This window comes from Bartonella sp. AP11XZML (assembly GCF_042196445.1).
Classification (GTDB): Bacteria; Pseudomonadota; Alphaproteobacteria; order Rhizobiales; family Rhizobiaceae; genus Bartonella.
The window spans coordinates 1-15,914 of sequence record NZ_JBHIQF010000015.1 but is presented as its reverse complement, the minus strand read 5'-3'; the positions used below and the strand labels follow the sequence as shown (position 1 = coordinate 15,914).

Annotated in this window: 6 protein-coding genes; all 6 read left to right on the top strand. The window is 38.3% G+C overall.

Going from position 1 to position 15,914, the window contains the following annotated elements; genetic code table 11:
* Positions 1-391: 391 nt before the first annotated feature.
* Positions 392-5,116: a YadA-like family protein gene (locus ACFIMG_RS00975; protein WP_375678324.1), complete on the top strand. Its 4,725-nt coding sequence runs from the start codon at positions 392-394 to the stop codon at positions 5,114-5,116.
* A 374-nt stretch (positions 5,117-5,490) separates the two neighbouring features.
* A complete protein-coding gene (locus ACFIMG_RS00970; RefSeq protein WP_375678325.1) occupies positions 5,491-5,772 on the top strand; it encodes a hypothetical protein in 282 nt (93 codons plus the stop codon).
* A 49-nt stretch (positions 5,773-5,821) separates the two neighbouring features.
* Entirely contained in the window at positions 5,822-6,097 is a 276-nt protein-coding gene (locus tag ACFIMG_RS00965) for a hypothetical protein (protein ID WP_375611460.1), read from the top strand.
* Positions 6,087-6,404: a hypothetical protein gene (locus ACFIMG_RS00960; protein WP_375678326.1), complete on the top strand. Its 318-nt coding sequence runs from the start codon at positions 6,087-6,089 to the stop codon at positions 6,402-6,404. The genes ACFIMG_RS00965 and ACFIMG_RS00960 overlap by 11 nt, the downstream gene beginning before the upstream one ends.
* A 435-nt stretch (positions 6,405-6,839) precedes the next feature.
* Positions 6,840-12,239 carry a Vomp family autotransporter gene (locus tag ACFIMG_RS00955; protein ID WP_375693551.1) on the top strand — a complete coding sequence of 1,800 codons (5,400 nt, stop codon included), beginning with the start codon at positions 6,840-6,842 and terminating at the stop codon, positions 12,237-12,239.
* An 827-nt stretch (positions 12,240-13,066) separates the two neighbouring features.
* Complete coding sequence (locus ACFIMG_RS00950; protein WP_375693550.1) at positions 13,067-15,763, top strand: hypothetical protein; 2,697 nt, start codon at positions 13,067-13,069, stop codon at positions 15,761-15,763.
* The last annotated feature ends 151 nt before the right edge of the window (positions 15,764-15,914 follow it).

Genomic DNA, 15,914 nt, shown 5'->3' with positions numbered 1-15,914 from the left:
TGAAAAATCTGTAGCACTCTACAGATAAAAAACCTTTTGCTCTCTACAAATCTATTAAAAAGCTTTTAAGACAAAAATATACATTCAAATGTATTTCAACTTTACTGGAAGAAGTTATAAAACAATACGCTAAATTAACTCTACCCCTTGCAAAAAACAACCAATAAGTTTAAAGGTAAAAAAACCAATCACCACAAAAAAATTTACTTTCTTAGGAAATGTAAAAGAGTAAAACGCATTAACCATAAAACCTAAAACACAACTTCTCTATCTTTTCAGTCAGGTACTAAATTTTTGAATACGTTTAGAAAAACCAATTTTAAAAGACCTAATAGCGTTTAAATGTGTCTTTTTTGTGTTTATAGTTATTTCTTTCATTGGGGAGTTCATTATGAAAAAATTATATACAAAATTAGCAGGGAGCAATTTAAAGTTTTCTCGTTTTCCTTTTATTAAAGTCCTATCCTTAACTTCAATAGCGGCACTTTTAGCCAGTATTTCCCCTGTTTTTTCGAATGATTTGGATTCTTCTAGTTCATCACAGGAAAATTATTTAACAGCGCTGAATGTTGCTTTGACATCCAAGGTAAGTGCTGCTGATGACTATGAAAATTTTTTAACCAAAACTCTTACTGGTGTAAGTGATTATAGTCCTATAGTGAATGTTTTGGCAGAAGCCAGCGATTCGATACGTTCAATTGATATGAATGCTGGAAGTAAAAAAATAACAAGAGCAGCTTTAACTCCAGGAGTTGTAAAGGGAGATCAGATAACTAGCAATCAGGATTTGGGTAATCCTCTTATTTATGGTGAACGAGCTCAGGGAGAAGCGCATGATGCTATTGTTTTCGGGCAGGTAGCGCAGACGAGGGCTGACCAAGGGATTGCTATCGGCTTAACTGCTTTAGCTGGTAGTAGTAGAAATACTAAAAATAGCATTGCAATCGGCTCTTCTCTAACCGATAGTTCTGATGAAAAAGAGAGAACAGTTTCATTTGGTGATTATAGTAAGGGTATAACCAGACAAATTACAGGCGTAGCAGCTGGTTCTAATGTTACCGATGCAGTGAACCTTAGACAGTTGCAGGACTTAGAACAAGTTGTAAGACAAAACGGTTGGAAATTCTCTGTTGGAGATAAAAATGCTACCACTGTTCTTATGGATAGCGCGGTAGATTTTTCCGCAGGAAGTAGCAACCTAAATATTACAAAGGGCGAAGATAACAATAAAGTAAAATTTGATCTGGCTCAAGACATTATGTTAACAAGCTTAAAAGCAGGTACAAATACCTTCGATGCCACGGGCTTAGTAATTACTGATGGTCCGAAAATAACCACCGGTGGTATTGATGCTGGAAATAAAAAGGTAATGGGTGTTACATCTGGTGATCTTAGTGCAGATTCACAAGAGGCGGTAAATGGTAGTCAGTTGAATGTTGTAGCTACCCATATAGCTGGATATTTAGGCGGTGGTGTTAAATTTACGAATGGTCAATGGGATAATCCAGAGTTCAAAATTAAAACTTTAAATCCTGAGACGAATGAGATTGAAGAAGAAAGTTTTCCAAATGTAGCCAAAGCCTTTGAGGGTGTGGGTAAGTCTTATGTAAATCTTCACAATGAGATTAAAAAAGCTGCCGATGATAGTGTCTTTAAATGGCATGCCGAAACGGAGAGCATTACAATTGCTGCCAGTGAGGGAAAAGGTGGGCAAGAAAGTATTGCTATAGGTAAGCTTTCAAGTGCAACTGCTAACAATGGTATTGCATTAGGTGGTTCTGCAAATGTATCTGGTGAAAATAGTATTGCATTAGGTGGTTTTGCAAATGCATCTGGTGAAAATAGTATTGCATTAGGTGGACTTTCAGCTGCAACAGCTAAAAATAGTATGGCATTAGGTTCAAATGTACAAGTACTTCCTGAGGGTGGTGTTGCTGTGGGTTATAAATCTGTTTCTCGTAACTCAGTGTCCGCAGTTGGCTATGATCCTTCCATAGGGAGCCAGTCAACGGATGATGGTGTGATATGGAAGAGCACTCAAGGAGCTTTTAGTGTTGGTGATACTCCGAATAAGATAACACGACAGCTTACAGGTGTGGCAGCGGGTTATGCAGACACTGATGCCGTCAACATTGCACAGCTGAAAAAATTAAGAGAATTTGTAGCACAAGGGTGGACACTTTCTCTTAATGATAAGGCTGTTTCAAACTTTCAGCCGGGTGATATATTAAATTTGGTTTCTGGAAGCAAAAACTTTGAGATTAAAAATAGTGATACAACAGACAATAAAGACAAAAAAATAACATTTGATTTGGCACAAGATGTCACATTGAACAGTGTAAAATTAAAAGACATCACTTTAGATAAAACGGGCTTAACTATTGAAAATGGTCCCAAAGTAATAGCGGATGGTATTGATGCTGCAGGTAAAAAAATAACAGGTCTTGCGGGTGGAGATCTTAGCACAAATTCGACAGATGCCGTTAATGGTGGCCAGCTTCATACAATCACTGGGGATTTATCAAAAATTTTAGGTGGAGATGTATCCTTTGATGGAAAAAACTTTAAAGTACCAGAGTATAAATTATCGAATATTGATGAAAAAGGTGTTGTAACAGATAAACCGCATACCGATGTTGGTTCTGCCTTTAAGGGACTTGATGACAATATCAAGAATGTGAATGCTCGCATTAAGAAAATCTCAGAAGGAGTTGCACAAGATTCTTTATCTTGGAGCGATGCTGACAAAGCTTTTGTCGCTCAGCATGGGGAAGGTGATGACAGAAAGGCAAGTAAAATCACATCGCTTGCTGTAGGAGATATTACGAAAGAATCGATGGATGCCGTAAATGGTTCTCAACTTTATTCACTGGGCGATAAGGTTGCAAAATATTTTTCTGATGATGCTGAATATAAGGATGGGGAATTGAAAGTTCCTGATTTTAAGCTAAAAATTATCAATGATGATGGCACTGAAGCTGAATCAAGCTATAAGAATGTATCAGATGCATTTTCAGGTGTGGGTAAACTTTTCACAAAGGTTCAAACTGCGATCAGCGATGTAATCAGTAATCTTCTTGTTACGAAAAATGAAGGTATTATCAACATTGGTAAAGGAGTAGAAGGTAGTGAAATCAATATCGCAAACAAGAGTGGTAAGGATCGAACTCTTTCTGGTGTAAAGGCAGCAGAAAAAGCCAATGAAGCTGTGAACAAAGAACAATTTGATAAAGGTTTGAAGGATCTTTCTGATACCCTTCTGTCGGATAGTTCTTCTGTTGTTCTTTACGATAAAACAACAGATAATCAAACTGATTATACAAATGTAACTTTTGGGAAAGGGAAGGATGCTACACCTGTTGCGCTCCATAATGTAGCCGCCGGATCGATTGCGGAAAACTCAACGGATGTTATCAATGGAGGACAGGTTCACATTCTTTCAATGGATATAGCAAAATTGTTGGGTGGAGATGCTGAATTTAAGGATGGTGCTTTTAAAGGGCCAACTTATAATTTATCCAGTATTGATAAAGGTGGTGAAGTAACAGATAAACCGCATACCGATGTTGGTTCTGCCTTTAAAGGGCTTGATGAGAATATCAAGAATGTGAACGCTCGCATTAAGGAGGTCTCAGAGGGAGTTGCACAAGATTCTTTATCTTGGAGCGATGGTGACAAAGCTTTTGTCGCTCTGCATGGGGAAGGTGAAGACAGAAAAGCAAGCAAGATCACATCACTTGCGGCTGGCTCTATAGTATCAGGCTCGAGTGATGCGGTTAATGGTGGACAGATTTATGATCTGAATCAGTCGCTAGCAAAGTATTTTGGTGGTGATGCTAAGTATGATGGTGATGGCTGGGTCCTTCCAGGTTTCAAGATAATGACTTTCCAAGAAGATGGAAGCTTTGTAGAGGAGGATTATGATAGCATTGCAGCCGCGTTTGCCGGTGTAAATAAGGTTTTCAAGAATCTTCATAATGAGATTTCAGACAACATTGAGCAAAATGCGTTGTTGTGGAGTGATGATGCAGGTGCGTTTGTAGCACAGCATGAGGAAGAAGGTAAAAAGGAAAACAGCAAGATCACGTTCCTTGCGAAAGGAAAGATATCAGAAGATTCGACTGATGCGATTAATGGTGGTCAGATTTATACTCTTCAACAGACATTTTCCTCATATTTTGGTGGAGGAGCTGGTTATGATAAGGAAGGAAACTGGCGAGGACCAAAATTCACCGTTCAGGTCTTTAATAAGGATGGTACGAAAGGTGATAAAGAGGAGCGTAATAATGTCTCTGAAGCATTTGATGTTGTTAATGACAGCATGAGCACTATCAACGATCGTATAAAAGAAGTTGAAAAAGGTACCTCTTCGAATAGTCTGAATTGGAATGAAGAAAAAGGAAGCTATGATGCATCTCATGTTGATGCTCAGGGTGTTAAGAGTCCAAGTAAGATTATCAATGTAGAGGATGGCAAGGTAGACAGAGATTCAAAAGAAGCTGTGAATGGAGGACAGCTTTGGGAAACTCAGCAAATGATTACAGATCAGGTCAAGGATATTGAAAATAAAGTTACGGAGGGATCTGTACAATACGATAAAGATAAAAAAACGGGCAAAAAGACCAATAAAGTTACATTAGTTGGTGGAGATGACAGTTCTCCAGTATTAATAGCCAATGTAGCCGATGGAAAGATTGAAAAGGATTCGAAAGAAGCGGTTAATGGTGGTCAATTAAAAGATAAGATGGATTTTGTGCTTGAAAATGCCAATAAGTATACGGATGAGCAAGTTTCTCATCTTGTAAAAGATGGAGTTAGTGAGGCTAATTCGTATACGGATATGAAGTTTTCGACATTAAGTTATGCTGTTGAGGATGTTCGAAAAGAGGCAAGACAAGCAGCAGCTGTTGGTTTAGCGGTAGCTGGTTTACGCTATAGTGATATTCCTGGAAAATTAACAATCGCATTTGGTAGTGGTTTATGGCGTAGTCAATCTGCTTTTGCTTTTGGTGCAGGTTATACTTCAGAGAACGGTGATATTGGTTCCAACTTGTCAATTACCACTTCTGGAGGTCACTGGGGTATAAGTACAGGGGTTAATGTGATACTCAACTAATAAACGACTAAATCGATAAAATTGATTTGCCTTTTTCTTATTTAAGAAAAGGGCAAATTTTTTACTTTCTTCCAGAGCTCTCTAAAGCTATTCTAAATGTATAAAACTCCCGTAATTATATAAAATCCGGATATAAAAAGCCTCTGACAACTTTGTTGAGAATAAAGACCTTAGTGGTAAAGATTCAAAAAATTGATTGCTATTATTTTGATTTGTTAAAATGCTTCACGCAATGTCAATACGAATATACCCTTTATTAAAAGGAGACAGTTTTAGCTTTTATTTTCGTATAGTTTTAAACGTATGCTTTATAATGCAACGATCTACAGATATGCAACGTACTCCAAACACAAGTATTGCTTTAGGGTAGTGGAGTGCAAACGGAAAAAGAATGGAGCGTTTCTGTAGGTAATATGGCTTACGCTTTAGAGAAAAGCAGTATCGCAATAGGTAGTGAATATAATAAGAAGAGCGAATACGGGGAAAATGATTATACTCTTTCGAAGAGTGATTATTCAACAGTAGTGGGAGCTGTTTCTAAAGTTTTAGAATATGGTTCGATTTCACTTGGTTACTCCGTGCATATACATTTGCTCAAGAAGCTATTTCTATGGGCTTCTATTCAAAAGCAAAAGGGGTTGGAAGTATCGCTTTAGGTTCTTATTCTAAAGTGACGGTTGATGGGGGGCTATTGGGAACAACTCTGTGTCCGGTAGGGCTGATGGCGTTTTTGGGTATACGTCTCTTCTGAAAGGACCGGCTAAAAACACTGAATCTCAATGGAAAAGTACGAAATTTGCAGTAAGTATTGGTGTTCCTAGTAAAAACATAACGCGACAAATTATAGGTGTAGCAGCTGGTAGCAAACCTGCCGATGCAGTGAACCTTAGACAGTTGCAGGATTTAGAAGAAGTCGTAAGAAAAAAAGGTTGGAAACTGTCTATTTCTGGTGAGGCAGCTAAAGATATGGGTGCTAGATAGTACAATAAATTTTTCATCTGGAGGAAGTAACTTCAGGGTTAAAAGAGATAAGGATGATGAAAATAAGCTCATATTTGGTTTGGCTAATGATATAGCATTGAAAAGCATAACATTAGGAGAGAAAAGAAAAGTCGATGCAACAGGCTTAGTAATTACTGATGTCCCGCAAATAACCACCGGTAATATTAATGCGGCAAGTAAAAAAGTAACAAATGTTGCAGAAGGAACTAGCAATACTGATGCAGTGAATTTTTCACAACTGAAGGGAATAAAAGAACAAGGAGCAGTGAGTATTTTTGTAAAATAGGATACAGCAACGAGACACATTACCATTAGTAAGGATATAGATGGGGCATTTTAGTAAAAAGCTTTCATAAATCCTCTAATGAAATAAAAAATCTTATTCACGAAAAATAAACTGATGCCTAAGCGGATGATCAATAGGCACAAAAATTATACCTCTTTCAAAGAGATCAAAGCTAAAAACGACACACAACCCTTGATAGAAAAACAAAATCCATTCTAATATTAAGTATTTTTTTACCTTCCTCAAATTGACTTTCACGAACCTACCCCTAATTACCCTCTAAAGGCGTTGCAGAAACAACAGCTTACGTCTTAATTTTATTTATGTCCTAAAACACGCTGTAAAAGCAGGAACACGCAAGGGAAATAGGAAAGCTTTAGAGCTCTAGATCATACCTTTTTTGTGCTTTTAATCTATTATTATGAAGGGGGTATTATGAAAAAATTATATACTACACAAAATCTGCGTGATTTGAGTTTTTCTCGCTCACATCGTCGATCATCATTGTTTAAAGTAGCTTCGTTGGGAACTGCGGTTGCCTTGTTTTTATCGAATGCTGCTCCTGTTTTTTCAGCAAATCTCGATTTAACAAAAGCATCTCTTGAAAATGTGAAGAATGCTGCCGTGGTTTATCCGCAAAGCATTATTTCTGCGTATGATTACTATGATGGTGATAAGGAAAATTATTTAACAGCATTGAATGTAGCAATGATGCCAAAAGTTAACGCTTCTGATAACTATGTAAATTTTTTAACCAAAACCCTTTCTGGTATAAGTAATGATGATCCTATTGTGAATGTTTTGAGGGCAGATGGCAAAAACTCATCGGAAAGAACATTAGATGCAGGCTGGCAATATAAAAAATCGATCATCAGTGTACAGAATGGTGAGAATACAGCGATTATTGATGCATTGAATCCTTTGCGCAATGACTCTATGACTAGAATGCAGCGCGATACCGGACAGCAACGTGACGTAGAGGGTACTAATGTCATATTTGGTAATGATATAACAAAGGCTGAAAAACTCCATGGAAATAGTGATATTGTTGCTCTTGGTGCCAAGATAATAGTAAACGCTCCAGATTCGGTTGCTGTTGGTTACGGTGCGCAGGTGGATAATAGCTTTACTGTTGCTGTAGGTCATTTGGCGTACGCTGTAGGTAAAAAAAGTATCGCAATAGGTGGTGAAGGTAGAAGTGGTAGTAAGCCGATTCCTATTGAGGGCCGTACAATAGCGACGGGCGAAGAATCAATTGCCATTGGACATCGTGCTAAGGCGGACAGTGAGGAATCTATAGCTTTTGGTGCTTATTCAAAAACGACGGTAAATTTAGGTGTTGCTCTTGAGAGCGAGTCTGTGGCTGATGTTGCTGCTGGCGCTATCGGGTATAATTCTTTAACTAAAGGCCCTTCAGATTCTGACGACATGATATGGGCGAGTACGCTAGGTGCAGTGAGTGTTGGTGATGCTAAATCAAAAAAAACGCGCCAGATTGTAGGAGTGGCAGCTGGTAGTGGCGACACTGATGCCGTTAATGTTGCACAGTTAAAATCATTACAAAAATACGTAGACCAAGGTTGGACACTATCTGTTGGAGGTAAAAATGCTAAAGCTGTTGGTGTACAAGATACTGTAGATTTGTCGGCTGCAAGTGACAACCTTAAGATTACAAAAGGTGAGGAAAACAATAATGTAACATTTGATCTAGCTAATAATATTACAGTGGAACGAGTTACCGCTGGGAGAAGCTCTATCAGTGATGATGGCATTTTGTTTGCTGATGGGGCTAAAATAACTGTGGATGGTATTGATGCTGGCAATAAGCAGATTACAGGAGTGGCAGCTGGGGAAGAACCTGATGATGCAGTGAATTTTGCGCAGTTGGAGCAGGTTAATCGGGATGTTGCAAGTGTAAGTCAAAATACATCACAATATTTTGGTGGTGGTGCAGATGTATCTAATGGTAAAGCACCAACTTACACAATTCAGGGTAATTCTCATAATGATGTTGGTTCTGCTTTTAATGCTGTTGATACTTCTATCACGAATATCCAAAATCAGATTGCGAATGCGACAAAAAATAGCCTTGTTAAGCAGGAAGGAGATGCAGGTACTATTACCATTGGTGTGACAACAGGGGGTACAGAAATTAATGTTGCAAACAAATCTGGTGAAGCTCGTACAATTTCTGGTGTAAAAGCTGCAGAGCGAAATGATGAAGCTGTTAACAAAGCCCAGCTTGATAAAAGTATAGAGAAGATTTCTAATGATATTAATCTTACAAGTGCTGCTGCAGTTCTTTATGATAAAGAAAACGGTACCGTTAATTATGGTAGCGTAACTTTAGGTGGGATGGATAACCAAGTCCCTGTTGCTCTCCATAATGTTAAAGATGGGAAAATTGCTGAAGATTCGCATGATGCGATCAATGGGAACCAAATTAATAAAATATCTGGAGATATAGCAAATTATTTTGGTGGTGGTGCCTCGTTCGAAAATGGTGCTTTTAAAGGACCAAACTATAGTTTATCTGTTATTGTTGAAGATGGTCAGGTGGCAAAAGCCAATTATCATAATGTTGGCTCAGCTTTGAGTGGTCTCGATGCAAATGTGAAGAGTGTGAATAGTCATCTCACGAATGTGGTCAATAATTTTACACAACAAATCAATGATATTACACAAGAAGTCAAAGGGGATGCTTTGTTGTGGAGCAATGATGAGCAGGCATTTGTAGCACAGCATGGAGAGGAAAAAACCAATAGCAAAATTAAGTTTCTTGCTAATGGAGATATTTCTGCTAATTCAACCGATGCAGTAAATGGTTCGCAGCTCTTTGCTACTAATCAGAATGTTATCACTGTTACGAATAATCTCTCAACAATTTCTCAAAATACATCACAATATTTTGGTGGTGGTGCAGATGTATCTAATGGTAAAGCACCAACTTACACAATTCAGGGTAATTCTCATAATGATGTTGGTTCTGCTTTTAATGCTGTTGATACTTCTATCACGAATATCCAAAATCAGATTGCGAATGCGACAAAAAATAGCCTTGTTAAGCAGGAAGGAGATGCAGGTACTATTACCATTGGTGTGACAACAGGGGGTACAGAAATTAATGTTGCAAACAAATCTGGTGAAGCTCGTACAATTTCTGGTGTAAAAGCTGCAGAGCGAAATGATGAAGCTGTTAACAAAGCCCAGCTTGATAAAAGTATAGAGAAGATTTCTAATGATATTAATCTTACAAATGCTGCTGCAGTTCTTTATGATAAAGAAAAAGATACCGTTAATTATAATAGCATAACTTTGGGTGGTGATAAGACTACAGCACCAGTTTCCCTCCATAATGTTAAAGATGGGAAAATTGCTGAAGATTCGCATGATGCGATCAATGGTAGGCAGATTGAAAAAATATCTGGAGATGTAGCAAACATTTTGGGTGGGAATGCGGAATTTAGCGACGGTATTTTGTTCGGTCCGCTCTATCATTTATCGCGCATTTCTGAAGATGGCGTAGCAGTATCTAAAGACCATAATAATGTTGGTGATGCTTTGACAGGGCTTGATGACAATATCAACAATGTGAATAGCCGCTTAACACATGTAGCAAATGAATTTACTCAGAAAATTGAGGGTGTTTCTAAAGATTCTCTATTGTGGAGTAATGATGAGCAGGCATTTGTAGCACAGCATGGAGACGGAAAAACCAATAGCAAAATTAAGTTTCTTGCTAATGGAGATATTTCTGCTAATTCAACCGATGCAGTAAATGGTTCGCAGCTCTTTGCTACTAATCAGAATGTTATCACTGTTACGAATAATCTCTCAACAATTTCTCAAAATACATCACAATATTTTGGTGGTGGTGCAGATGTATCTAATGGTAAAGCACCAACTTACACAATTCAGGGTAATTCTCATAATGATGTTGGTTCTGCTTTTAATGCTGTTGATACTTCTATCACGAATATCCAAAATCAGATTGCGAATGCGACAAAAAATAGCCTTGTTAAGCAGGAAGGAGATGCAGGTACTATTACCATTGGTGTGACAACAGGGGGTACAGAAATTAATGTTGCAAACAAATCTGGTGAAGCTCGTACAATTTCTGGTGTAAAAGCTGCAGAGCGAAATGATGAAGCTGTTAACAAAGCCCAGCTTGATAAAAGTATAGAGAAGATTTCTAATGATATTAATCTTACAAGTGCTGCTGCAGTTCTCTATGATAAAGAAAACGATACCGTTAATTATGGTAGCGTAACTTTAGGTGGGATGGATAACCAAATCCCTGTTGCTCTCCATAATGTTAAAGATGGCATAATTGCGCAAGGATCGCATGATGCGATCAATGGGAACCAAATTAATAAAATATCTGGAGATATAGCAAATTATTTTGGTGGTGGTGCCTCGTTCGAAAATGGTGCTTTTAAAGGACCAAACTATAATTTATCTGTTATTGTTGAAGATGGTCAGGTGGCAAAAGCCAATTATCATGATGTTGGCTCAGCTTTGAGTGGTCTCGATGCAAATGTGAAGAGTGTGAATAGTCATCTCACGAATGTGGTCAATAATTTTACACAACAAATCAATGATATTACACAAGAAGTCAAAGGGGATGCTTTGTTGTGGAGCAATGATGAGCAGGCATTTGTAGCACAGCATGGAGAGGAAAAAACCAATAGCAAAATTAAGTTTCTTGCCAATGGAGATATTTCTGCTAATTCAACCGATGCTATAAATGGTTCGCAACTTTATTTGATGAGTAATCAGCTTGCTGCATATTTTGGTGGTGGCGCTGGCTATAATAATGGAGAATGGACTGCTCCTACTTTCAAGATAGCACAATTCAAGGCTGACGGGAGCTCTGGTGAAAAGAAGGCTTATCATAACGTTGCCAGTGCTTTTGACGGCGTAAGTGAGAGTATGTCTAAGATAAACGACCGTATTCAAAGTGTTGAAAACAATGTCTCGTCCAATGGTTTAAATTGGAATGAGCAGAAAAAAGCTTATGACGCTAGCCATGATGGTCAACCAAGTAAGATTATCAATGTAGCAGATGGTAAAATTGCAGAAGGTTCAAAAGATGCAGTCAATGGTGGACAGCTGTGGGAAACCAACGAACGTATCACTGGCGTTGAAAAAGATATTAAGCATATTGAAAACAGAGTCGACAATATTTCCACTACGGTTACGAATATTGGTGAAACGGTTTTCAATATTGAAGACAGAGTTGATAATATTGAGAACACGGTTAATAATCTTTCTGATGGTGCAGTTAACTATGATAAAGATGCTGATGGTAAAAAAACCAATAAGATCACTCTAAAAGGTGGCAACGAAAGTGAACCTGTTATGATTGATAATGTTGCCAATGGTCGCATTGAACAAGGTTCGAAAGAAGCTGTGAATGGTGGTCAACTGCATGATTACACTCAGCAACAGATGAAAATTGTTCTCGATGATGCAAAAAAATATACGGATAGTCGGGTGGATAATATTGTTATTAATGCCATTGATGATGCTGTTGATCGGTCTGACCGATATACAGATATGAAGTTTAATATTTTAAGTTATGACATTAAGAGCGTACGGAAAGAGGCAAGGCAAGCAGCCGCCGTTGGTCTAGCAGTATCCAACCTACGTTATTTTGACGAGCCGGGATCTTTGAGTGTCTCATTTGGTAGCGGCGCATGGCGTGGACAATCCGCATTTGCTCTTGGTGCTGGTTATACATCTGAAAACGGAAAAATCCGCTCTAATCTCTCTGCCACGAGTGCTGGTGGTCATTGGGGAATAGGTGGTGCAATTACTCTGAAAATAAAATAATACGAACAACGAAAAGAAAACAAAACATCCACCCTTATTTATTGAAATAAGGGTGGATGTTTTTTTATAGATGCACAGTATTTATCTAAAGATAAGCATAATATTTGATGACGCTATAAACTGTGAGGTTTTATAGAAGATTTTTCTATATTTTGTTGAAAAAAGATCACAGTAGAATCCATATTGCTAAAAAGTTATATTTTTATGTTGCTATTTTCTTGAACAGCCTATAGCTGTATGAAAATGTATATTAGTAAGACTCATTTTGATAAAATAATTCAAAGGGGGGATAAGTAGTGCGTAAAGATAAAAGGTACACCACGGGACCACGCATATATCATTATATGATATATTAAAAAGAAAAAATCTAACTAAAAAGCCAATTATCCAAGGAAAACTATATTCCGTAAATATTACAATTTCTTTTTACTTTACTTATTATTAATAAAACCATGCTTTCTAATAAAAATAAAGTCTATAGTTAGGAAAATACATACTAAAACCTAGTACAAAGGATTTTATAGTAATCACTACCAAGTAAAAAGTAATATCAAATATACAAGGCCTCTTTTTTAGTTAGGAAAAAACAGCACACTAAAACCCTTAGACTCTAAATGTGTTATCTTTATGTCCAAAAAACATAATCAAAAAGACAAGCATTTAGATCTCAATACAGAGAGCACAAACAGAACAAGACTAAAGACTCAAAACGTTCACGCCCTAAGCAATGATCGTCTACTCTAAATTCCAAAAAGATCAATAATGCTAAAATGTGTCTTTTTTATGTTTTGGAGGTGTTTCTAAGTTTTTTCATTGGAGAGTTTGTTATGAAAAAATTATATGCCCCACAAGCAGCGAGTGAATTAAAACGTTCTCGTTTTTCTTTTGTTAAAGTTCTTTCGTTGGCTATAGCGGCTACATTCTTATCGAATGTTACGCCTGTTTTTTCAGCAAATCCTGATTTTAGAAACACGTTTCTTGAAGGTGTAAAAAGTGCTGGTGTCTCTTATCCACAAAGCCTTCTCTCTGTTGCTGGTTTGAATGCTTCTGAAGATTACGCAAATTTTTTAACCAAAACCCTTTCTGGTAAGAGCGATAAGAGTTCTATCGTAAATGTTCTTGCGGACGATAGCAAAAATTTATTGGTAAGAACTCTAGATACAGACGAGCAATATAAAAAGTCTCTCATTAGTCCACGGTCGCTTGTTCGTGATAGCTCTACAGCCCAACAGTTTTCAGGGAATAATGAGAATGCAATCCCTGTTAATGTTTCTGACCTTTTGCGGGGCGGAACTGCAGGAATGCAACGTTCTCAAAATAACAATGTTATTTTGGGTAGTGGGATTAATTATACAAACAGCAAGTGGGGTGTTCTTATTGGTGACGATGTGGTTGGTAGTGTTGATGGGAGAGGTGCATACGGTTCTGTTGCTATCGGGTATGGTGCAAAAACTAGAAACGGTTGGAATGTTGTTGTCGGTTTTGAGGCAGAAACATTACCAGGATCGTATGGTTCTGTTGTTTTGGGGCGGGGGGCGAAAACGGAAGGTGTTTATAGCATTGCAATCGGTGGTGTTGGAGCTACTTCTGGATCTGAAAAACAGAATATTGATGAAAAAAATAGAGTACTTGCAGCTGGTGATTATGCAATGGCTCTTGGTTACGGCGCGAAGAATTATGCAGAAAAGGGGATTGTTCTTGGTTACAATGCATCTGTAACAAAGGAGGCGCTGTATGGTATTGCTATAGGTAATCAGGCAAGTGGGACAGGTGAATCTAGTATTGCTATAGGTTCCATGTCTCACGCTTTGGGACCAAGCAGTATCGCAATGGGTGTCAATTCTATAGTTTCTGTACAAGGTGGTGTTGCTATAGGAAGTGATACTATCGCTGATAGGGCTGCAGGTGTTTCAGGATATACTTCTTCGCTGCAGGGGGCAACAGAAAGCACTGAAGCGCAATGGAAAAGTAAGCAGGGTGCCGTTAGTGTTGGTAATTCTAGTAAGGGCATAACGCGGCAGATTACAGGTGTAGCAGCTGGTAGTGAACTTACTGATGCAGTAAATGTTGTACAGTTAAAAGACTTAGAAAGTGTCGTAAGAAATGGTGGTTGGAAACTATCTGTTGGGGGTAAGGATGGTAAGACCGTTATCATGGACAGCGCGGTAGATTTTTCTGCTGGAAGTGCAAATCTTACGATTACAAAAGGTGATGAAGACNTCTCTGTTGCTGGTTTGAATGCTTCTGAAGATTACGCAAATTTTTTAACCAAAACCCTTTCTGGTAAGAGCGATAAGAGTTCCATAATAAATGTTTTGACAGAAGGTAGCCGTTCTGCGCGAGTTGGAAATGTTGGTGATAAGAAAGTGCCACAGCTTACAAGAATAGCGGTTAACGATAAAAGCATGAGTGCGGATAATATTGCTGTGCGAAAATTGCCAAAAACATTTGTTAAAAAAGGGCGGATGCTGCCTGTTGGGGGAGATAATAGTGATGATATTTTGCTGTCTGGCGTTAATAGTTTAGCAAGGAGGGTGAGTACATATGCAACTAATGATGATATAAAACTGGGGAAAAGTCCGAATGCGAAGGGTAATAGTATTATTGCTATTGGTAACAACATACAGGTACATTCACAAAATAACCTGTTTGAGGCTGTTACTATTGTTGGCAACAACGTGCACGTCAACAGTGCTGGTACTACCGCTATTGGTGGACGGTCAAGAGCGGAAGCGTTGCACAGTGTTGCGCTAGGTGTAGATGCTGTCGCTGATAGGGCTAGTGGTGTTTCTGGCTATTCTCCTAATAAGAAAGCGAGTGCAACAAGTGCTGACGCTCAATGGAAGAGTGGTTATGGTGCTGTGAGTGTTGGTGATGTCAGCGAGAAGAAAACGCGACAAATTATAGGGGTAGCAGCTGGTTCTGAACTGACTGATGCTGCTAATGTTGCGCAGATAAAGTCATTACAAGATTACGTAGATAAAGGTTGGCAGCTGTCTGCTGGTGGTGCAGATGCTACAACTATTGGTATAGAGAGCAAGATCGATTTATCAGCGGCAAGTACAAATCTTCAAATTAGCAAAGGCAAAGATAATAATAATATAAAATTTGATCTAGCTAAGGATATTGCAGTCAATAAAGTAAATGCAGGAAGCAGTACCTTAGATGCAACAGGCTTAGTGATTACAGGTGGACCGAAAATAATCATTTCTGGGATAGATGCTGGGGGTAAAAAGATTACAGGAGTGTCTGATGGCACTGGAGCGAACGATGCAGTTAATTTTTCACAGTTAAGCAAAACCAATGAGAGTCTTTCGTCCACAGCGAGAAATCTGGAAACGGCTATGGCCAATACATCAAAATATTTTGGTGGAGGTGCAGGCGTTGCTGGTTCTGCCATGACGGGACCAACTTATAACTTATCCAAGATTGATACAAAGGGTAATATAACAGAGGGCTCTTTTAAAGATGTTGGGAGTGCTTTTGCAGGTCTTGATANCTGCCATGACGGGACCAACTTATAACTTATCCAAGATTGATACAAAGGGTAATATAACAGAGGGCTCTTTTAAAGATGTTGGTAGTGCATTTACTGGTCTTGATGCAAATATCAAGAATGTGAATGCACGGATTAAAGAGGTTTCTGAAGGAGTAGCACAGGATTCTTTGTTATGG

Bases quoted from the DNA above. Each gene is read 5' to 3' on its own strand.
- ACFIMG_RS00975 (WP_375678324.1), top strand. From the start codon at position 392: ATGAAAAAATTATATACAAAATTAGCAGGGAGCAATTTAAAGTTTTCT.
- ACFIMG_RS00955 (WP_375693551.1), top strand. From the start codon at position 6,840: ATGAAAAAATTATATACTACACAAAATCTGCGTGATTTGAGTTTTTCT.